The organism is Streptococcus sanguinis, from assembly GCF_050223295.1.
GTDB classification, from domain to species: Bacteria; Bacillota; Bacilli; order Lactobacillales; family Streptococcaceae; genus Streptococcus; species Streptococcus sanguinis_X.
The window spans coordinates 1,144,325-1,164,915 of sequence record NZ_CP071424.1; the positions used below are offsets into that span (position 1 = coordinate 1,144,325).

At 41.8% G+C, this 20,591-nt stretch carries 19 protein-coding genes; all 19 read left to right on the forward strand.

What is annotated here, in order from left to right; translation table 11 throughout:
- Positions 1-69 precede the first annotated feature (69 nt).
- Positions 70-438 (forward strand): 50S ribosomal protein L7/L12, encoded by a 369-nt coding sequence (gene rplL, locus J1C77_RS05570; protein WP_002900419.1) that lies wholly within the window; start codon positions 70-72, stop codon positions 436-438.
- A gap of 259 nt (positions 439-697) precedes the next feature.
- Entirely contained in the window at positions 698-871 is a 174-nt protein-coding gene (locus tag J1C77_RS05575) for a hypothetical protein (protein ID WP_001171243.1), read from the forward strand.
- Positions 868-1,692 carry a replication initiator protein A gene (locus tag J1C77_RS05580; RefSeq protein WP_000822756.1) on the forward strand — a complete coding sequence of 275 codons (825 nt, stop codon included), beginning with the start codon at positions 868-870 and terminating at the stop codon, positions 1,690-1,692. The genes J1C77_RS05575 and J1C77_RS05580 overlap by 4 nt, the downstream gene beginning before the upstream one ends.
- Positions 1,693-1,849: 157 nt before the next feature.
- On the forward strand, positions 1,850-3,205 hold the full coding sequence (gene dcm, locus J1C77_RS05585) for a DNA (cytosine-5-)-methyltransferase (protein ID WP_000670058.1): 1,356 nt from the start codon (positions 1,850-1,852) through the stop codon (positions 3,203-3,205).
- Positions 3,189-3,617 carry a hypothetical protein gene (locus tag J1C77_RS05590; protein WP_000770702.1) on the forward strand — a complete coding sequence of 143 codons (429 nt, stop codon included), beginning with the start codon at positions 3,189-3,191 and terminating at the stop codon, positions 3,615-3,617. The genes dcm and J1C77_RS05590 overlap by 17 nt, the downstream gene beginning before the upstream one ends.
- A 9-nt stretch (positions 3,618-3,626) precedes the next feature.
- Complete coding sequence (locus J1C77_RS05595) at positions 3,627-4,010, forward strand: hypothetical protein (RefSeq protein WP_000890151.1); 384 nt, start codon at positions 3,627-3,629, stop codon at positions 4,008-4,010.
- Positions 4,011-4,019: 9 nt separating this feature from the next.
- Positions 4,020-4,253 carry a hypothetical protein gene (locus J1C77_RS05600; RefSeq protein ID WP_000999832.1) on the forward strand — a complete coding sequence of 78 codons (234 nt, stop codon included), beginning with the start codon at positions 4,020-4,022 and terminating at the stop codon, positions 4,251-4,253.
- 2 nt (positions 4,254-4,255) lie between these two features.
- Positions 4,256-4,837, forward strand: a complete 582-nt coding sequence (locus J1C77_RS05605; protein WP_000826253.1) for a CPBP family intramembrane glutamic endopeptidase — start codon at positions 4,256-4,258, stop codon at positions 4,835-4,837.
- Between the two features lie 76 nt (positions 4,838-4,913).
- Entirely contained in the window at positions 4,914-5,402 is a 489-nt protein-coding gene (locus J1C77_RS05610) for a hypothetical protein (RefSeq protein WP_000093689.1), read from the forward strand.
- Complete coding sequence (locus J1C77_RS05615) at positions 5,402-7,222, forward strand: VirD4-like conjugal transfer protein, CD1115 family (RefSeq protein ID WP_000253516.1); 1,821 nt, start codon at positions 5,402-5,404, stop codon at positions 7,220-7,222. Before J1C77_RS05610 ends, J1C77_RS05615 begins: the two co-directional genes overlap by 1 nt.
- Before the next feature lie 17 nt (positions 7,223-7,239).
- Positions 7,240-7,482, forward strand: a complete 243-nt coding sequence (locus tag J1C77_RS05620) for a hypothetical protein (protein WP_001072180.1) — start codon at positions 7,240-7,242, stop codon at positions 7,480-7,482.
- 16 nt (positions 7,483-7,498) lie between these two features.
- On the forward strand, positions 7,499-8,353 hold the full coding sequence (locus tag J1C77_RS05625) for a type IV secretion system protein (protein ID WP_001066427.1): 855 nt from the start codon (positions 7,499-7,501) through the stop codon (positions 8,351-8,353).
- A gap of 61 nt (positions 8,354-8,414) precedes the next feature.
- Positions 8,415-8,768 carry a PrgI family protein gene (locus J1C77_RS05630; protein WP_001097594.1) on the forward strand — a complete coding sequence of 118 codons (354 nt, stop codon included), beginning with the start codon at positions 8,415-8,417 and terminating at the stop codon, positions 8,766-8,768.
- Positions 8,725-11,076, forward strand: coding sequence for a VirB4-like conjugal transfer ATPase, CD1110 family (locus J1C77_RS05635; protein WP_002921334.1), 2,352 nt, complete (start codon positions 8,725-8,727; stop codon positions 11,074-11,076). The genes J1C77_RS05630 and J1C77_RS05635 overlap by 44 nt, the downstream gene beginning before the upstream one ends.
- Positions 11,073-13,877 carry a phage tail tip lysozyme gene (locus J1C77_RS05640; RefSeq protein ID WP_000196426.1) on the forward strand — a complete coding sequence of 935 codons (2,805 nt, stop codon included), beginning with the start codon at positions 11,073-11,075 and terminating at the stop codon, positions 13,875-13,877. The genes J1C77_RS05635 and J1C77_RS05640 overlap by 4 nt, the downstream gene beginning before the upstream one ends.
- A gap of 244 nt (positions 13,878-14,121) precedes the next feature.
- Entirely contained in the window at positions 14,122-14,715 is a 594-nt protein-coding gene (locus J1C77_RS05645; protein WP_001012715.1) for a PBECR4 domain-containing protein, read from the forward strand.
- Between the two features lie 243 nt (positions 14,716-14,958).
- Entirely contained in the window at positions 14,959-19,863 is a 4,905-nt protein-coding gene (locus J1C77_RS05650) for an SspB-related isopeptide-forming adhesin (RefSeq protein WP_032461792.1), read from the forward strand.
- Complete coding sequence (locus tag J1C77_RS05655) at positions 19,864-20,055, forward strand: thrombospondin type 3 repeat-containing protein (protein ID WP_000433422.1); 192 nt, start codon at positions 19,864-19,866, stop codon at positions 20,053-20,055.
- On the forward strand, positions 20,039-20,590 hold the full coding sequence (locus J1C77_RS05660) for a hypothetical protein (RefSeq protein WP_000312517.1): 552 nt from the start codon (positions 20,039-20,041) through the stop codon (positions 20,588-20,590). The genes J1C77_RS05655 and J1C77_RS05660 overlap by 17 nt, the downstream gene beginning before the upstream one ends.
- Position 20,591: the final 1 nt, after the last annotated feature.

Genomic DNA, 20,591 nt, shown 5'->3' on the forward strand with positions numbered 1-20,591 from the left:
TAAGCTACGCAGCGTAGCCTAGCTACGAAAAAATATTATAAATTTAAAAATTATTTGGAGGAAATAACAATGGCATTGAACATTGAAAACATTATTGCTGAAATTAAAGAAGCTTCAATCCTTGAATTGAACGACCTTGTAAAAGCTATCGAAGAAGAATTTGGTGTAACTGCAGCTGCTCCTGTAGCTGTAGCTGCTGCTGGTGCTGGTGAAGCTGCCGCTGCTAAGGATTCATTCGATATCGAATTGACTGCTGCTGGCGACAAGAAAGTCGGCGTTATTAAAGTTGTACGTGAAATCACTGGTCTTGGCCTTAAAGAAGCTAAAGAACTTGTTGATGGTGCACCAAACGTTATCAAAGAAGGTGTTGCTGCAGCAGAAGCTGAAGAACTTAAAGCTAAATTGGAAGAAGCTGGTGCTTCAGTTACTCTTAAATAAGAAGCACATAGCAATTTGAGAGCGGAAGCCCGATTTACCAGTCTTTTAGAGCTTATAGCGATTTAAAGAAACTGATAATTTGATTTGGTTTCCTGCCAAAAATCCTGCCAAAAAATCTTTGGCAGGATTTTTGTTTTTATATAAATATACTGTGCAGAATTGCTATTCTTCAACATTTGTATTTGTAAAAATATATTTTTATGTGAGCGAGAACATTTCAATAAGTGTTCTCGCTTTTTTTATTTTCAGGAGGAAAATCATGCAAAAGAATGAACAGTCATCACGACAAATTGTGATGTGTCATCTCATGGCTATCATGAGAATTGATATCGAGAAAGCAAAGAGGATTGTTGTTGAAATGGAAGAGTTTGGCTTAATCCAGTTTGATGATATGGGGAATGTTGGTTTGTTAGTGTTGGAGGGACAATCATGAAACGTATCACCGCAAATCACTATCTAACGTCAGAGCGTTACTATAAACTCCCAAAACTCTTATTTGAGAGTGAGCGCTACAAGGACATGAAACTTGAGGTTAAGGTTGCTTATGCTGTTCTAAAAGACCGTTTGGAATTGTCATTAAGTAGAGGATGGATAGATGAAGATGGAGCTATTTATTTGGTCTATTCCAACTCCAAGCTCATGGCACTACTTGGCTGTTCCAAGTCAAAATTATTGTCGATTAAGAAAACCTTACGAGAGTATGGTTTGATAGATGAAGTCCAACAATCTTCCAGTGAAAAAGGACGTTTGGCCAATAAGATTTATTTGGGGGAGTTGGAACATGAACCTACCCCTGTCTCAAATTCAGACGGGGGTGGTGTTAAAAAAACACTAGGGGGGTATCAAAATCAGCCGGGGCCAGTCTTAAATTCAGCCACTAGTGAGACTGAAGTTAGTGAGACTGATATGAGTGAAACTAAAGAGAGTGAGTCAGTCATTGAAGACGAGGAGGAGAAAGAAAGTCTAACAAGTAAGAAATGTGACAATGACAATTTTCAACGTAAAGTAGACCGAGTCACAAGATACGACAGAGATTACATTTGGGGCTTGGTACATGATCAGTTGAGACAAGTTGGTCTATCACAGGCTGCTAGTGATTATGCCATGATTTATTTTGATCATCGGTATCAGTACGCTTTAGAGTATATGAGGTTTGCAGATAGGGCAGAAACGATAGCGGAATATGTCTTTAATGGCGTCTTATCCGAATGGACCAAGGTCCAACGCTTAAAAGAACTAAAAGGGGGTGAGTAAGATGTTTTGGTGGATATTATTAGGTATTTGGGGATTAGGAATGATTTGGTTCATTTTTGAACTTATCACTGCCCCAGAAATGGAAGATCATTGTTAAGAAAGGACGTTACGCAAGAAGTAAGGTCCTTTTTTATTTTGTCAGAAAGGAATGAGAGACATGAAGTTTTTAGATTTGTTTGCAGGAATTGGAGGCTTTAGGATGGGATTAGAAAGCCAAGGCCATGAGTGCATTGGTTATTGTGAAATTGACAAGTTCGCAAGAAAATCCTACCAAGCCATCTACGACACGGAAGGAGAAATAGAATTACATGATATTAGACAAGTCACAGACCAAGACTTTAGACAACTTAGAGGGCAAGTGGACATCATCTGTGGGGGATTCCCTTGCCAGGCATTTTCACTCGCAGGCAGACGATTGGGATTTGAGGATACTAGGGGAACTTTGTTCTTCGAAATTGCTCGAGCGGCCAAACAGATCCAACCACGTTTTTTATTTCTCGAAAATGTCAAGGGCTTACTCAGTCACGGCAAGGGAGAGACATTTCGAACAATCCTCACCTCATTGGATGAGTTGGGGTATGATGTTGAATGGCAGGTGCTTAACAGTAAAGATTTCCAAGTGCCGCAAAACCGTGAAAGAATTTTTATTATCGGACATTCTAGAAGATACCGTCCCCGATTCCTATTTCCTCTCAGAGGAGAAATCAGCTCAGTTAGTCTTGAACGATTAGGTAATGTTAATCCGTCAGGCAAAGGGATGAATGGAGAAGTCTATTTATCACGTGGCATAGCACCAACCTTAACCAGAGGAAAAGGTGAGGGAACTAAAATTGCCATTCCTGTTTTAACTCCTGATAGGCTAGAAAAACGCCAACATGGGAGACGCTTTAAAGGGAACGATGATCCGATGTTTACTTTAACTAGCCAAGATCGGCATGGTGTAGTTGTCGCAGGAACTTTACCAACTTCTTTTATCCAAACTGGGCGAGTTTATGACCTTTCAGGGCTTTCTCCAACACTGACCACGATGCAAGGAGGGGATAAAGTTCCTAAGATTCTTTGTCGTGAAGAAGCGCCACATTTGAAAATTAGGGAAGCGACCAAACTAGGCTATGCCAAGGCAATAGTGGGAGATTCTGTCAACCTTGCTTACCCAGAGTCTACCAAACGCAGAGGTCGAGTGGGAAAGGGGATTTCAAATACCCTAACCACTTCTGACAATATGGGAGTGGTAGTTGCTGCTTTGGAATACCGTAAGGACAAGTGGTATGAAGTGACTGGAATAATCCTAGATGGAAAACTGTATCGTTTGAGAATCAGACGCCTAACCCCAAGAGAGTGTTTTAGGTTACAAGGATTTCCTGACTGGGCTTTTGAGAGGGCAGAAAGTGTTTCAAGTAAAAGTCAGTTGTATAAACAAGCAGGCAATAGCGTGACCGTCACCGTTATCGAGGCCATTGCTAGAGAATTTAGAAAGATTGAAGAGGAAGAAGAACATGAAATTATTACATAGTAAAAGTATTAGGAACTGCACGGAGCTAGAAGAAGCCATACATCAAGCAGAAGTGGAGAGATTTTCGGAAATGATTGCTTCTTTACCCAATTATGATTGTGACATTGATGTCACTTTTGAAGATGACTACCACAAAGAAATGAATTATCCGTTAGCTTATGAGTCCAACTTACACCGTATTTTTGAGTTTATTGAAACCCAAGACATCAAAAATGGTGTTGATACTTATCTAACGGATGAGAACGATCTCGCCTTTAGGGCATATGGGCAAGGCTATTCTTGGAATGATAAGAATGATGTCGTCACCACATTAATAACAGTGAAGTGCTTTGGTGAAGGCAGGTCACCCATCGATATGAGTAAGGTGTTTACGCCACCAACTCAAGCATTAGAGAAGGAGCTATCTGTGTAGGAGGAAGCGATGTTAGAAATCTATTTAAGTCGAAATACCAGTCGGAATCAAAAACTCCTGTCTTTTTGTGACTCGCATGGTATTTCTTACTCCTGTAAAGAAGTGAGTTATCTATCACGTGAGGAATTACTGAGGTTGTTTACCAAAAGCAGTGATTGTTTTACGCTCTTATCCCCTTCGCTACAACGATTTAAAGGTCATAGAGAGATGAAATTGAGTGAGTTAGTGACGGTGGTTCTACGGAAACCTGACCAGAATCTTCGTCTCCCAATTGTGGTTTGTGAGGATAACGTGTATCCCGATATGAGTTTAGAAGAAGCGAGAACCTTTCTTCCGAGAAGTCAAAAAGTGGTTTCCTTTCGTGAACATCTTTTTAAGGATATGACGACATAAGGAGGAGCTATGAACGACCGTTTTTGGGAAAATTTGGAAATTATCGTTATGGAAAGAGAGCTGTCATGGGCTGACCTTGCTCGACAGATGTTTAAGGGACAATACGTCTACCCTAGTGAGTTTAACCGCCTCTACCAAACCTTTCGCCACTACAAATCTCATCGTCTCATGCCACAAGGTAAATGGGTGGAGAAAATAGTGACTGTCTTAGAGATTGACTATGAAGATTTGTTTAGGAGGTAGAGATGAAACGTTTATTAGTCATGTACGGAGCCATTCATGTCAATGTACTCCTAGTGAGTTTGTACCTGATTGGTTGGCTAAATGGGACATGGTTACCTGTTTTACAAGTGACATTTTTAGCCCTGCTATTGTGGGGTTGGAAAAGGTTTAAGATACCGAAAAGAAACCTATCCTTGAAGGAGAGAGGGCTTTGGGTGTGTGGTAGTCTAGGTGTCATGGTAAGTATGGCTCTTATTATGAGTGCTCTATTTTCAGGAAGCGAACCAAACCAAGAAACGTTAGTGACTGTTCAAGACCGGATTCCTGTTCTGTCCTTTATTCTTTTTCTCCTTAATGCCAGTGTTGTGGAAGAAGTCTTTTATAGAGAGGTGTTGTGGGGAGTCTTGTCTCAACCAGTGGTTCAAGTTTTGTTAACGAGTTTCCTTTTTGCTTTAGCTCATCACCCATCCAGTCTATTCACTTGGGTGCTTTATGGGAGTTTAGGTCTCACACTTGGTGTGGTTAGAGGGCAAACAGACTGCTTGAGCTCAACTCTCGTTCACCTGTCTTGGAATGGAATCGTCTTTTTCCTATCTTTATTGTGATACCAAAATCAAGGGTGCTTTCGTATCATGAAAGCACCCTATTGTTTTGATGGGGAATCATATAAAGGAGGAAATGATGTCATCCGAACAACAGGAACGCCAAGCGATTCAATATGCGGAACGGAGTGCTATGTTTACGGTGAAGGTCCTTCTCAAACTCTTAGAGTGGTCAGCCAGACACGCCCTAGCACAAGACTCGGCTTATAAAGTTGGGGTTCAAAAGTTAGAAGAACTCCTTCAAAGTCCATATGCCATTGAGTCGCTGAATATCTCAAAAGACATTTTGGATAAACCAGTTGATGTCGAGAAATTCAAGGAATTGGTGGAATCAGAAAACCTTCCTATTGCCATTAGTTGGCAAGGAGACTACCTGCATTTCTATGCTAAGGATAAGTCGCTCTTAGACAAGCACTTAGATGAGTTGCTTCAGAAGTTGGTTTCCAATCCAGAAAAACTGAAAGGGCTAACTATGGATAAAACTCTTGATGAGGAAATCGCACAAGCCAAGGAACAGATTGTGATGTCAGAACCCTCTGCTGTGAAAACAAAGGAGGTCATTCTCTAATGGTCTCAGGGAAAAAAGTTTTTTTCTTTGGTATTTTAGGGCTTGCTCTTGGCTATTTCTGCCATAGGCTAGTCTTGCTTTACGATAGCCTACCTAATCAACCGCCCTTGGAACGCCTTGCCTATCTCTTAGGCGAAGGACAGAATCAGGTCTTAAATCCCTTGTGGAATGGCAACTTTACAGGTAAATCAATTTTGGGCTTTTGCTTTGGATTTGTGACGATGGGCCTAGTCTATCTTTATGTCTCAACTGGTCAAAAGGTTTACCGAGAAGGGGCGGAGTATGGTTCTGCTCGCTTTGGAAACAATCGTGAGCGTAAAGCCTTTCTCAGTAAGAATCCCTTTAATGACACCATCTTGTCACGAAATGTTAGGCTAACCCTGTTAGAAAAGAAAGCCCCACAATTTGACCGAAATAAGAACCTTGTGGTCATTGGTGGGTCTGGTAGCGGGAAGACCTTTCGGTTTGTGAAACCCAATCTGATTCAGCTAAACTGTTCCAATATTGTCGTTGACCCTAAGGATCACTTAGCTGAAAAGACAGGTAAGCTTTTTTTAGAGCATGGCTATCAGATTAAGATCTTAGATCTTGTAAATATGACCAACTCAGATGGTTTTAATCCTTTTCGCTATGTGGAAACGGAGAATGATTTGAACCGTATGCTTACGGTCTATTTCAATAATACCAAAGGCAATGGCAGTCGCAGTGATCCCTTTTGGGATGAAGCTTCCATGACCTTAGTCAGAGCCATTTCCTCTTACTTGATGGATTTTTACAATCCTCCAGGTAGTAAAAAGGAAGAAGCCGATAGTCGTCGTAAGCGTGGGCGTTACCCCTCTTTTTCTGAAATTGGAAAACTCATCAAGCTCTTATCCAAAGGAGATAATCAAGATAAGAGTGTCTTAGAAGTGATGTTTGAGACCTATGCCAAGACATATGGGACAGAAAACTTCACCATGCGTAACTGGGCAGACTTCCAAAACTACAAGGATAAGACCTTAGATTCGGTGATTGCCGTCACAACAGCTAAGTTTGCCCTCTTTAATATCCAATCTGTCATTGATTTAACCAAACGTGACACCTTGGACTTAAAAACATGGGGAACGCAGAAAACCATGGTTTATCTCGTTATTCCAGATAATGACACCACCTTTCGCTTTCTCTCAGCCCTCTTTTTCTCCACCGTCTTTTCAACTTTAACGAGACAAGCTGATGTGGACTTTAAGGGACAACTACCTATCCACGTGAGAAGTTATTTAGATGAATTTGCCAATGTCGGCGAGATTCCAGACTTTGCGGAACAAACCTCAACAGTTCGCTCACGGAACATGAGTCTCGTACCCATTCTTCAAAACATTGCCCAACTTCAAGGGCTCTATAAGGAGAAGGAGGCTTGGAAAACTATTCTAGGAAACTGTGATAGCTTGCTTTATCTTGGAGGCAATGATGAAGAGACCTTTAAGTTTATGAGTGGTCTCTTAGGCAAACAAACCATTGATGTGAGAAGTACCAGTCGGTCGTATGGCCAAACAGGGTCTGGGTCAACGTCTCATCAAAAAATCGCAAGGGATCTCATGACCCCTGATGAAGTCGGAAACATGAAACGTGATGAATGCTTGGTGAGAATAGCAGGGGTTCCTGTTTTTAAGGAGAAAAAGTTCTTCCCCTTGAAACACAAGAACTGGCAATACCTGGCGGATAAGGAGTCAGATGAACGTTGGTGGCATTTCCACATTGACCCCCTCAAAACAGAGGAAGTTCCGTTTGAACCCTCAGACCACAAGGTTAGGGATTTAAGCAAAGAAACCACACTACACTAATAGAAAAGAGGAATCGTATGAACCAAAAATTAACAGGCTTTGTTTATGGCGTGGACGCTAGTTCCATGTTTGCCCAAGCCATGGCGCTCTTACAAAAAGGAATGGTTGCGACAGGTGCCTTTCTTGTCGTCATGGGTATTATAAACCTATCAACCAATATCAAAGATGGTGGACCTGGTGTCCGCAATGCCATCTTAGAAATTGTGGGTGGTGTTATGGTAGGTGCCGCAGGTGCCTTCATCACCCAAATTACCATTTAGGAGGGCAAGATATGACATGAACAACACATTACCTTCAGCTTTTGTCTTTCTAGCCTCGGAGAAAATTTCAAGCGATAGCCTTTTTGAAGGCTTTAACGTGGACTTGGAATCGACGGCCAACTTGGTAAAATCCCTTGCGGATTATAACCCAACCGTGTGGTCTTATCTGTCAGCTATCACAAAAGGAGTGATGCAGCCCTTGGGAGTGGCTATTTTAGCCGTTGTGTTAGTCCTTGAGTTTTCTAAGATGGCTAAGAAAATCGCCAACTCAGGTGGTGCCATGACCTTTGAAGCTATTGCTCCTATGATTGTCTCTTATATTATGGTGGCTGTGGTCATTACAAACACCACTGTTATTGTAGAAGCCATTTTAGCCGTTGCTTCTCACATCATTGAAGGCGTAGCTGGTGTCGTTTCTCATGGGGGAACGACTTATGAGACCATTTCAGGACTTAAAGGGTCAGGAATTATTGGAAAACTGATTGTTGGTTTCTTTGCCATTCTGATATGGTTAGTGCGATTGGTTAGCGTGATGGTGGTGAATCTCCTTATTACTATTCGCTTTATCCAACTTTATCTCATGATTCCATTTGCGCCTCTAACGATTCCGACCTTCCTCAGTGATGACTGGCGAAGTATTGGGATTGGCTACCTGAAAAACATCATGGTCTATGCCCTTCAAGGGGTCTTGATTTTCTTAATCATCTCCCTTGTTCCCCTCTTTGAATCAGCTGGGAAATTGGCTCTCTCAAATGGTGCAGGAGTGACGGAGACGCTAGCGACTGCCTTTGGTGGTTTAGTTCAGGCTATTTTATTGATCATTGCCTTGGTGGGCAGTCAACGGACTGCCAGAAGTATCCTAGGCATGTAAGGAGGATTGGGAAGGACGTTCCTCCCAATCTTTTTTCATATTCATCTTAGATTGGAGTCTTATGAATACACGTGTTTTTAAGGACATCACAAAAGTCCAACATAGGGCTTGGCTAGGCTTTACCACACGACAAGTTATCTTTGTCTTGCCAGCCATTGCCATTACCATCCTGATTTTAGGGTTAAACCTCTTTTATTGGCAATTTGGGGATTGGTTTGTCTATGGTCTTATCTTTACCTTTACCATTCCCCTCATGTTATTTGGGGTTTATCGCCCTAATGACTTACCATTTGAAACGTATCTTAATTATAGATGGCATTATGAAATGACCATACCAGATCGTACACTAACTGGACAGAAAGGAATACGCAATGAAAAAAACAAACCACTCAATGAAACCAAAGACCTCTTCTAAGCACAAGAAGACACGTAAACCAAAAGAAGAAGTGCTACCAACAACTGTTAATACGCTTCTTTACCAAGGCCTTTTTCCTAATGGTCTCTTGCAAGTCACCCCAGATTATTTTTCTCAGTCCTATCTTTTAGGAGATGTCAATTACCAAACGGTTGGTTTGGAGGATAAGGGAGCGATTATGGAAACCTATTCAGACTTGATTAACAGTTTGGATGACAAGACCAATTTCCAACTTACTATTTTTAACCAGAGGGTCAACTTGGATAAATTTAGAAAGGGTGTCTTGTATCCTCTTCATGAGGATGGGTATGATACCTATCGTGAAGAACTCAATCGTATCATGGAGAATAACTTAGAAGCTGGAGAAAATAACTTTTCAGCGGTTAAGCTCATTTCTTTTGGGAAGTCAGACCAAAATCCGAAACTCGCTTATCGCTCCCTGTCTCAGATTGGGGAATACTTTAAGAGTGGTTTTTCTGAAATAGATGCGAATTTTACTCTCCTCAGTGGAGAAAGCCGTGTGAACCACTTGGCTGATATGTTGCGAGGGGAAAATCATTTGCCCTTTACTTATCAAGACCTGGTGCGTTCAGGTCAAACAACCAAGCACTTTATTGCCCCAACCAGTATATCTTTCAAACATAAGAATTATGTAGAGATTGACGATAGAGTGCTTCAGATTGTCTATGTTCGTGACTATGGGATGGAGTTGGGGGATAAGTTCTTACGAGAACTCATGCAGTCGGATTTAGAAGTGATGATTAGTCTTCATGCCAAAGGGTCAGCCAAGTCAGAAGCCATGACCAAGCTCCGCACCAAGAAGACTTTGATGGAATCGCAAAAAATTGGGGAACAACAAAAGATGGCACGATCTGGCGTTTATCTTGAAAAGGTTAGTCAGGTTCTAGAAAGTAACATCGATGAAGCCGATGAGCTGATTAAAACCATGACGCAAACAGGCGACAAGCTCTTTGACACCCTTTTTGTGATTGGGGTCTTTGCGGATAACGAAGACCAGTTGAAACACTCCCTTGATACTATCAAACAAGTTGCAGGTTCTAATGACCTTGTGATTGATAATCTGACCTATATGCAGGAAGCTGCCTTTAATAGCTTATTGCCATTTGGCATGAACTACCTTGAGGGTGTGTCTCGGTCTCTTTTGACCTCAAACATTGCCGTGAATTCCCCATGGACCTCTGTTGACCTACAAGATAAGGGAGGGAAATTTTATGGGATAAACCAGATTTCAAGTAATATCATCACCATTGACCGTGGGAAACTCAATACCCCATCAGGATTGATTCTAGGGACATCAGGTGCTGGTAAAGGGATGGCGACTAAGCATGAAATCATCTCAACCAAGTTAAAAGAAGAAGAGAGTGATACCGAAATCATCATTGTAGACCCAGAAAATGAGTACAGTATCATTGGTCAAGCCTTTGGTGGGGAGAGCATTGATATTGCGCCTGACTCTACCACTTTCTTAAATGTTTTAGACTTATCCGATGATAATATGGATGAAGACCCTATTAAGGTCAAATCTGAATTTCTTCTCTCTTGGATTGGGAAGCTCTTGGACCGAAAAATGGATGGTCGAGAAAAGTCCTTGATTGACCGTGTGACACGGTTGACCTACAAGCATTTTGCCACACCATCTCTCGTGGAATGGGTCTTTGTCCTCTCTAAACAACCTGAACAAGAAGCCAAAGACTTAGCCCTTGATATGGAGCTTTATGTGGAAGGGTCACTCGATATTTTCTCACACCGCACTAATATTAAAACGGATAGCCATTTCCTCATTTACAATGTTAAAAAGTTAGGGGATGAGTTGAAGCAGATTGCCCTCATGGTGATTTTTGACCAGATTTGGAATCGTGTGGTTAAAAACCAAAAACTTGGCAAGAAGACCTGGATTTACTTTGATGAAATGCAGCTGTTGTTGCTGGATAAGTACGCTTCAGATTTCTTCTTTAAATTATGGAGCCGTGTCCGTAAGTATGGAGCCATTCCAACAGGCATTACTCAAAACGTAGAAACCTTACTACTTGATGCCAACGGGAGACGTATTATCGCTAATAGCGAGTTCATGATACTTCTAAAACAAGCTAAAAATGACAGAGAAGAGTTGGTTCATCTTTTGGGCCTATCTAAGGAGCTTGAGAAATACTTGGTTAACCCAGATAAGGGAGCTGGATTGATTAAGGCTGGTTCAACGGTTGTTCCCTTTAGAAATAAAATCCCACTTCAAACCCAACTCTTTGACATCATGAGTACCGATCCAGAAAAGATGAGGAGTGAATCATGACAAGAGAGCAACAGAAGGTCAAGGTAGCCCGTAAAACCTTTCAGAGTAGTTTAAAGGCCAGCCGTATCCATTACCGTAGGGAGAAGAAGGGGTTAAAACGCTCACTTCCTAAGCGACGCTTTATCATGCGCCGAGCTGAGAAAGCTGAAACAAGGGAACAACGTCAGGCTCTGAAGCAAACCTATCAAGAGGAAAAAGACCTAGCGACAGATACCTTTAAGGAAGCGATTGCCTATGTGTCACCCAGATGGCTAAAGCGTAAGGAAATTAAGAAGTATCGGCTTCCTCAAGCCAGACAGCGCCTAGCAGTAGCGAGAAAACACTTGGCAGAGGTCAAGATGGCCGAAAAAGAGGAGAAAGCCACTTCTAAGTTTACCTATCAGAAAAAGCCAACAGAATCAAAAACGTCACGGTTTCAGTTTCAAAAAGAGAAACCTCTTGAACGCCTTCAGGCAGAAAATGGGGTGAAATCAGCGAAGCGGGACGTGAAACAACTGAAAAAAGCACATCAGTTTAAGACCCCCTCGACTAAGGTCAAACGAGGGTTACGCTATGTCGCTTCAGAATCACTTGATCTAGTCGCTCAAGATGATGACTTAGAGGGAATCAGAACCCTAAAAGAGTCTGTGATCAAAGGAAGACGCTATGGGAGATTTACTTATCAGTCAGGAAAACTCCTTGTCAAAAGTGGGCAGACTGGTCTTCGGTTTACTAAGACGAAAGCTGCTCATAGTAAGGAGCGGTATCAGAACTTTAAAAAGGGGAAAGGGTTCACCCGTCAGAAGCCCTTAAAACCAAGAAGACGTTACCAGACTTTTCTCAAACAAGCTAGAAAACAGAGTGTGTCAGGAATAACAAAGGTTATTCAAGCGATTAAGAATAGCCTGACCTTCTTTTCATCGATTGCCCTTAATCCTATGACTTGGGTCGTGTCAGGCCTCTTGTTTTTCTTGCTTTTGATGATGAGTTTTGTTATAGGAATTTCAGGAACTACTCTCATTCAACAGGATGAGAGTGAACTGACAAAAGCCTATACTCACATGACGTGGGAAGATGCGGAAAACACCCGAACCAATCCCACTGGCATTACCTACTACACCAAGATTGATGACGTTATGGGCTTTATGAATCTCAAGTATCAAGATTATGCTTTAGAAGAAATCATGGAAAATGGTGATAAGACTTATCACGCCTATCTCAGTCAACTTTGGCAGGACTTAAACGGTGGGGATTCTTTAAAATCCATGCTTGAGTTGACCAAGGAGCCTGCCTACAAACTCTCTGATGACGATAGAGAAGACTTAAAGGAATTAAGTGAGGAAGGCACATACCTTGCCCTCCAAGAATTGGATAATCCATTTCAGGGACAGACTGAAGATGATGCGCTTACCATGACAGTTCGTTATGGTTATGAGGTGATTGATGACAAGCCAACGCTTCATCATCATATCATTCTAGAAGCAAAAGAAAATCAAGTGATTGTGGCTCCCATGGATGGTAAGGTTTCCCTAGATGGCGAGAACATTATCATCACGTCAGGTAAGGGACTAAACAAGTCTCAATTGACCTTGTTTAATATCCATACTGGTCGAGTGAGCGATGGCCAAAAGGTACAAGCAGGAGAGGTGATTGGTAAAACTAAGGATGGTGCTGGTCTTAAAGTGACCTATCAAAAGGTTGACGATGATTCAGAGAAACTGGTTTACGTCAATCCAGCCTTTTACTTTCCTAAAGTCATTCAACTCCAAACGACCATTCTACCTACCATTGGTCAATTTGGAGGCGATGAGTTTGCGAGAGCCAAAGCTATCTATGAGTATTTGAAGAGTCAAGGAGCGACTAATCAAGCGATTGCGGCTATTTTAGGAAACTGGTCAGTAGAATCCTCTATCAATCCTAAACGAGCTGAAGGTGATTACTTATCGCCTCCTGTTGGTGCAACGGATAGTTCTTGGGACGATGAGGGCTGGTTGTCTCTAAATGGTCCAGCTATCTATAATGGCAGGTACCCCAATATTCTAAGACGTGGCTTAGGCTTAGGGCAGTGGACAGATACAGCTGATGGGTCACGCAGACATACTTTATTATTAGAGTATGCCAAAGGGAAAAATCAGAAGTGGTATGACTTAGGCTTACAATTGGATTTTATGCTCCATGGGGATAATCCTTACTATACCAACTGGTTAAAAGATTTCTTCAAAAACTCAGGAAGTCCAGCCAGTCTTGCCCAACTCTTTCTCATTTATTGGGAGGGAAATAGTGGTGACAAACTCCTAGAACGTCAAACGAGAGCAACGGAGTGGTATTACCAAATTGAGAAAGGCTTTAGCCAACCAAATGGTGGGACCGCCCAAAGTGATCCAAAAGCGCTAGAAGCGGTTCGAGGAGACCTTTATGACAACTCCGTTCCAGGTGGAGGTGACGGTATGGGTTATGCCTATGGGCAATGTACGTGGGGAGTTGCCGCTCGGATTAACCAATTGGGCTTGAAACTCAAAGGCCGAAACGGTGAGAAAATCCCAATTATCAGTACCATGGGGAATGGTCAAGATTGGGTGGCGACAGCAGCACGTCTTGGTGGAGAAACAGGTAAGCTACCAAAAGCAGGAGCGATTATTTCCTTTGCGGGAGGAGGTCATGGATCGCCGACAGAATACGGGCATGTCGCCTTTGTCGAGAAAGTTTACCCAGATGGATCTTTCCTTATCTCAGAAACCAACTATAATGGCAATCCTAACTATACCTTCCGTAAGTTATCAGGAGTCGATAGTACGATTAGCTTTGCTTATACAACGAAATAAATTTTTTGGAAGAATACATCTTTAGATAAATCTTTATATGATGTTTTAATTGACATTAGGAAGTAGTTAGGTTATACTATATGTGTAGATAACAAGAGTATTTACTAAGCGTTAAGCATTATTGGTCGGTTGGTTTGACTGGTAGTGTTTGCTTTAGTAGGGTTGTGTGTGAACACCTCGAGCCAACAATGAAAACACTCGATGAAAGGATTCGTATGAATCCTTTTTTCGTAGAAAGATTACTATGAATGGTGACTTATTAAAATTAGCAGCAAAAAATTTTGAACCTTTATTAAATAAGAAAATTACAATTGAACTTGGTAGAAAAGGACAGAAAACGGTTTTAGACATTCTGTTTTCAAAAGACCATTTCTTTCACTTAGCTGGACTTCATAAACTAAATGATATACATTTTAGCCATAAAAAATCTTCTCTAGTTTTTGATGATATTTTAGACGACCGGATTAACTCTGACTTATTAGAATCTTCGTTGTATTATGATAAAAAAGGGGTTAGGTCACGTTTAGAAATTTTGTCGTATTTATATGATGGCTTTACAAAGCCTAATCTTGTCGTTAGAAAAGCAAAGAATTTCCCCATCAAAGGTAGTAAATTAAGATGGAGTTATTTGGTGGAATTTTACATTGATGACATCCGTCTAGGTGAGTTTTTTATTGATAACTATCGAAGTGGTCATTCTAATGAATTTATTGGTGTCAGTATTTTTGAAAAATCTGAAAAAGATTATACTGTGAATCAAACAAAGTTTACAATACTTTCAGTTTATGAAACAAATATCGTGTCAGGAAATGTAGAGGTTCTTTTCACTAGAATGTAGTTCTCTTAGTTATATATAATATCATGTTGTTATCGAATTGGGGCGTGCTAGTCACGTCTGGGAGGGTCTGATGCGTCAGGTCCCCCTTTTTTTTATAAGCAATTTTCAGAGGTTATCGGTAGTGCTACGATAGCTTTTTTCTTTATCCTTCTTTGATGTGATACCAAAATCAAGTCGTCTTTTTTATGATGGGGAGAGAGTGACAGATTGTTGCTACTTATCAAAAGAAAAGAAGGACTTTTTATGACCAAACAATGTCATCATCACTTTTTAGTCAATCAGGAAAAAGCAGAAAAACACGTCTTCCGTAAAAGTAAGAAGTACCGTACGCTTTGTTCGGTAGCTCTTGGAACTATGGTGACAGCTGTTGTCGCTTGGGGTGGCCAAGTAGCACAAGCTGACGAAGTGGTAACACCCTCGCAAGATAAAACCGTTCAGTTGACAGAAAATCCTGCGACCAACTTACCAGAAGCGCAACCTACACCAGTTGCTGAACAGACGGATAGCCTTGCGTCAACTGGTCAATCAGATGGGGCTATTACAGTCACCGTTCCTCACGATGTTGTGACACAGGCTGTCAATCAAGCAACTGCTGAAGGGGTTACGACCATTCAGGATAAACCTATGGATTTAGGGAACACAACCTCTGCGAGTGATACCAGTAAGCAATTAGATAAGGCGGAAGTGGATGCTGCTAAGCAGGCTGAAGCCATCACTCAGGTGACCAATACCTATAAAGCAGATAAAGCCACCTATGAACAAGATAAAACTCGTGTTGAACAAGGGAATGCTGCGTTGGCTGCTAGTCATAAAGAAGCCACTCAAGCAGGAAAGGCCTTGAATCATTCAGTGGATAGCACAGTTTCAAAAATCAGAGGACAAGATCAGTCAGCTAATGTGACGGTTACCACTCAAACCGTTCCGGCAGGAGATGGCTCAACGGTTTCAGGCTATCAGGATTATACTTCTGCGGTAGCTGCTATTGATAAGCAAAATAAGGACAATCTATCTGAATACGAATCAAAGAAGAAAGTCGCAGACGCCATTGTCGCAAAGAACTTAGTGACTCAAAAGGAAAATGAAGCAGGTCTTGCTAAGGCAAAGGCTGATAATGAAGCAATTGACAAACGCAATCAAGCTGGACAAAAAGCAGTGGATGATGAAAACAAGGCCTCTCAAGCTGCTGTGGATGCCCACAATAAAGACCAACAGAAATTAGTCACAGACCGTGAAGCTGAGATTACGGAAATCACGAAAAGCAATAAGGAAAAAGAAGAAGCTGCCAAGAAAGAAAATGAAGCGATTGATACCTACAACGCCAAGGAAATGGAGCGCTATAAACGTGATTTAGCTGAGATTTCAAAAGGAGAAGAAGGCTATATCTCTCAAGCTCTTGCTCAGGCACTCAACTTGAATAATGGAGAACCGCAAGCACGTCATTCAGCTGATACCAGAAATCCTAATCGTATCGTTGCTAAGGGTGACGCTATGCTTGGTGGGTATTCTAAAATCCTAGATTCTACTGGTTTCTTTGTCTATGATACTTTCAAAACGGGAGAAACCCTTTCCTTTACCTATCAAAATCTTCAAAATGCTCGCTTTGATGGCAAGAAAATCACAAAAGTAGCCTATGACATTACAAACCTTGTTTCTCCAGCTGGAACTAATGCCGTTCAGTTGGTTGTACCAAATGACCCAACAGAAGGCTTTATTGCCTACCGTAATGATGGGACAGGCAATTGGCGAACAGACAAGATGGAGTTTCGTGTCAAAGCCAAGTACTTCTTAGCAGATGGCTCACAAGTCAGCTTCACCAAGGAAAAACCAGGTGTCTTTACTCATTCCTCACTCAACCACAATGATATCGGTTTAGAGTATGTAAAAGACACATCAGGTAAGTTCGTTCCTATCAATGGCTCAACCATTCAAGTGACTAACGAAGGTCTAGCTCGTTCACTTGGGTCAAACCGTGCCAGTGATTTGCAGCTTCCTGAAGAATGGGATACGTCATATAGTAAGTATGCCTATAAGGGAGCGATTGTCTCAACGGTTACATCAGGCAACACCTATACAGTGACCTTTGGTCAAGGGGATATGCCCCAAAATGTTGGTCTCTCTTATTGGTTTGCCTTAAATACCCTTCCAGTTGCACGGACGGTCAAACCTTATAGTCTAAAACCTCATGTGACACCAAAGTTAGAGCCAATTCCAGAACCGATTAAGGTTGTGCCAAAAACCTTTACCCCAAAGACCTTTACGCCAGAGCCACCTGTGAGCTTTAAGGAAAAACCACTAGAGAAAGTTACTCAGCCTAGTCTAACACTTACCAAGGTCACCTTGCCTAAATACCCTACGCCAGAGCCGTTACCAAAAGCACCACACGTGCCAACGGTTCATTACCACGACTATCGTCTGACAACGACTCCTGAAATTGTTAAGGAAGTTATCAATACCGACCAAGTGAACCTTCATGACAAAACGGTCGCAAAAGATTCAACGGTCATTTACCCTTTAACCGTAGACGCTTTTTCTCCAAATCGAGCCCAAATCACTAGCCTCACCTTTGAAGATTACCTTCCAGCAGGCTATGCTTTTGACAAGGAAAAAACGCAGGCAGAAAACGGAAATTATACCCTCAGCTTTGATGCTGCTAAGAACTTTGTGACCTTGACCGCCAAGGAAGCCTTGCTCCAAGAGGTCAACAAAGACCTCACCAAGTCTTACCAACTGGTGGCTCCGAAACTTTACGGTAGCCTTCAAAATGATGGAGCAACCTATTCCAACAGTTATAAGCTCCTCATCAATAAGGGAACCCCAAATGCCTATACAGTGACTTCTAATGTTGTGACAGTGCGTACGCCTGGTGATGGAACGACCACTAGCCGTATTAATCCGCAGAAGAAAAATGAAAATGAAGATGGTATGGTCATTAACGATACAGTAGTGGCTTTAGGAACAACTAATCATTACCGTTTGACCTGGGATTTAGATCAATATAAAGGCGATAGGTCTTCTAAAGAGACAATTGCTCGTGGTTTTTTCTTTGTAGATGACTACCCAGAAGAAGTGTTGGACTTAGTAGACCAGGGAACAAGTATCACCACTCCTGATGGCAAAGCCGTATCAGGGATTACTGTCAAGGATTATGCGTCGCTGTCAGAAGCTCCAAAAGACCTTCAAGATAAACTCGCTCATGCTAAGATTTCTCCTAAAGGGGCTTTCCAAGTCTTTATGCCTAATGACAATCAGGCTTTTTATGACCAGTATGTCAAAACAGGCACTTCCTTGAACCTTGTCACTAAAATGACAGTGAAAGATGACTTCTATGGGAAAACGGCAACCTATCGAAACAAGGCTTACCAAGTGGATTTTGGGAATGGCTATGAAACCGATGAGGTGACGAATACCCTTGTTAGCCCAACACCTAAAAAACAAAACCTTAATAAGGATAAGGTGGATATCAATGGCAAACCGATGGTAGTCGGTTCACAAAACCACTATACCCTGTCATGGGACTTGGACCAATACCGTGGCATTAAGGCTGATAAGGCTCAGATTACACAAGGGTTCTACTTTGTGGATGATTATCCCGAAGAAGCTCTATTACCAGATGACACAGCTATTCAACTTGTGACAACTGATGGCAAAGCTGTCACAGGCGTGACGGTAAAAACTTATACGAGCTTATCAGAAGCTCCTAAAAAACTACAAGTAGCTCTTTCAAAACGCAAGATTGCGCCTAAAGGAGCCTTCCAAGTCTTTATGGCAGAAAATCCACAAGCCTTCTATGATTCTTATGTAACGAAAGGTCAAAACATCACCATCATCACCCCTATGACTGTCCGTGAGGAGATGGCAAATACAGGCAAGTCTTATGCCAATGTGGCTTATCAAGTAGACTTTGGGCAAGCCTATGAAACCAATACGGTAACGAATCACGTGCCAAAAGTAACACCACATAAAACTAATACCAATAAAGAAGGCGTGTCTATTGATGGCAAGACCGTTCTTCCAAATACCGTCAATTATTATAAGATTGTTCTTGATTACAGTCAGTACAAGGACTTGGTCGTAACCGATGATGTTCTTGCCAAAGGTTTTTACATGGTGGATGATTACCCTGAAGAAGCGCTTATCCTAAACGCAGATGGTGTTCAAGTGATGGATAAGGCAGGAAATCTTGTCAAAGGGATTTCGGTGAAAGCCTATGCCTCATTGTCAGAAGCGCCTAAAGTGGTTCAAGATGCTATGGCCAAACGTCAGTTCACACCAAAAGGAGCCATTCAAGTTTTAAGTGCTGAAGATCCCAAAGCGTTCTACGAGGCTTATGTTAAAACTGGTCAAACCTTAGTGGTGACCCTTCCAATGACCATTAAGAATGAGCTGACAAAGACTGGTGGGAAGTATGAAAACACCGCTTATCAGATTGACTTTGGTTTGGCTTATGTGACAGAGACAGTGGTCAATAATGTGCCAAAACTAGACCCACAAAAAGATGTGGTGATTGATTTATCACAAAAGGAGAAAAGCCTTGATGGAAAAGAAGTTGCCTTGAATCAGGTCTTTAACTACCGTTTGGTGGGAGCACTCATTCCAGGCAATCGTGCGACACCACTCATCGAATACCGCTTTGACGATGATTACGATGAAATCCATGACGACTATAATGGTGTTTACAAGGCTTACACTGTGGTGGATGTCACTCTTAAAGATGGAACGGTTTTACCAAAAGGGACAGAAGTGACCAAGTACACGCTACAACAGGTCGACACGTCAAAAGGAACGGTTACCATCAGTTTTGATCAGGAATTCCTTGAAAAACTAGCAGAAGAATCCGAGTTTCAGGCAGATGTTTACGTGCAAATGAAACGAATCGCTTCAGGTGTAGTAGAAAATACCGTATTACATACTGTCAATGGCTACACCATCAGTTCAAACACGGTTAAAACAACTACTCCTGAACCAGGGCCACCAACTCCGAATCAACCAACACCACCTCAACCACCTATTCCAACACAAGAAGCACCAGTTCCAGCAAGTGTCTTACCAAATACAGGAGAGAGTCAATCACTCTTAGCGCTTGTCGGTGGAGGACTTCTTTTTGGCCTAGCTTACGGACTTTCTAAACGCAAAATGGAGGACAACTAGATGGAACCTAAAAGCATTTACACAATGGATTCAGACCAAGATGGCCTAACGGATGCTCAAGAGTTAGCTTTAGGGACTAATCCTTTTAGCAGTGATACGGATAGTGACGGACTGACAGACCTTGAAGAAGTCCAACAAGGCTTGAATCCAATTCAACAGCGTAAGGAGAGAAGCTATGGCTTGGAATTATGACACAATTTCTAGAACTCTTTCTGAGATGGCACGAGAAAACTATAAAGACATGGTTAAAGCCTTTTTAGCCATGGAATTGAGTATCAAAAACAAGTCACTTCTTGATACGCTCTATCAAGACTTTATGGGCATTGATGACTTGTCTTTAGTTAGTGATGACCTGCGCCTAAGAGCAGACGGTTATCAGGAACAGCTTCAAGAAGAAGTGACGGACCTCTTGGATAAACTCTATCGAACAGGTGAGGGAGCTAGTTTCATTATGGAAGTGATTGTGTCCAACAATATTTCTGAGTCCCTTGCTCAGTATGAGGTTTTGAATGAGGAGGATTATTCGCCTCTCACCTTAGAGACCTTGCAGGACATTATCCAAAAGGAGTTGTCTTTAACGAGTCAAGATTATTTTGGAGATGTGACCTATCTCGCCCTGCAGAAAGATTTGTTAGACCAGAAAAGCCATTTCTTACAACAGTATGTGACAACTTTAATGGATAAGTTACCACAAGAAAAAGACCAAAGCGCCTTGGTCCTAGACTAAA

Bases quoted from the DNA above. Each gene is read 5' to 3' on its own strand.
- rplL (WP_002900419.1), top strand. From the start codon at position 70: ATGGCATTGAACATTGAAAACATTATTGCTGAAATTAAAGAAGCTTCA.
- J1C77_RS05575 (WP_001171243.1), top strand. From the start codon at position 698: ATGCAAAAGAATGAACAGTCATCACGACAAATTGTGATGTGTCATCTC.
- J1C77_RS05580 (WP_000822756.1), top strand. From the start codon at position 868: ATGAAACGTATCACCGCAAATCACTATCTAACGTCAGAGCGTTACTAT.
- dcm (WP_000670058.1), top strand. From the start codon at position 1,850: ATGAAGTTTTTAGATTTGTTTGCAGGAATTGGAGGCTTTAGGATGGGA.
- J1C77_RS05590 (WP_000770702.1), top strand. From the start codon at position 3,189: ATGAAATTATTACATAGTAAAAGTATTAGGAACTGCACGGAGCTAGAA.
- J1C77_RS05595 (WP_000890151.1), top strand. From the start codon at position 3,627: ATGTTAGAAATCTATTTAAGTCGAAATACCAGTCGGAATCAAAAACTC.
- J1C77_RS05600 (WP_000999832.1), top strand. From the start codon at position 4,020: ATGAACGACCGTTTTTGGGAAAATTTGGAAATTATCGTTATGGAAAGA.
- J1C77_RS05605 (WP_000826253.1), top strand. From the start codon at position 4,256: ATGAAACGTTTATTAGTCATGTACGGAGCCATTCATGTCAATGTACTC.
- J1C77_RS05610 (WP_000093689.1), top strand. From the start codon at position 4,914: ATGTCATCCGAACAACAGGAACGCCAAGCGATTCAATATGCGGAACGG.
- J1C77_RS05615 (WP_000253516.1), top strand. From the start codon at position 5,402: ATGGTCTCAGGGAAAAAAGTTTTTTTCTTTGGTATTTTAGGGCTTGCT.
- J1C77_RS05620 (WP_001072180.1), top strand. From the start codon at position 7,240: ATGAACCAAAAATTAACAGGCTTTGTTTATGGCGTGGACGCTAGTTCC.
- J1C77_RS05625 (WP_001066427.1), top strand. From the start codon at position 7,499: ATGAACAACACATTACCTTCAGCTTTTGTCTTTCTAGCCTCGGAGAAA.
- J1C77_RS05630 (WP_001097594.1), top strand. From the start codon at position 8,415: ATGAATACACGTGTTTTTAAGGACATCACAAAAGTCCAACATAGGGCT.
- J1C77_RS05635 (WP_002921334.1), top strand. From the start codon at position 8,725: ATGAAAAAAACAAACCACTCAATGAAACCAAAGACCTCTTCTAAGCAC.
- J1C77_RS05640 (WP_000196426.1), top strand. From the start codon at position 11,073: ATGACAAGAGAGCAACAGAAGGTCAAGGTAGCCCGTAAAACCTTTCAG.
- J1C77_RS05645 (WP_001012715.1), top strand. From the start codon at position 14,122: ATGAATGGTGACTTATTAAAATTAGCAGCAAAAAATTTTGAACCTTTA.
- J1C77_RS05650 (WP_032461792.1), top strand. From the start codon at position 14,959: ATGACCAAACAATGTCATCATCACTTTTTAGTCAATCAGGAAAAAGCA.
- J1C77_RS05655 (WP_000433422.1), top strand. From the start codon at position 19,864: ATGGAACCTAAAAGCATTTACACAATGGATTCAGACCAAGATGGCCTA.
- J1C77_RS05660 (WP_000312517.1), top strand. From the start codon at position 20,039: ATGGCTTGGAATTATGACACAATTTCTAGAACTCTTTCTGAGATGGCA.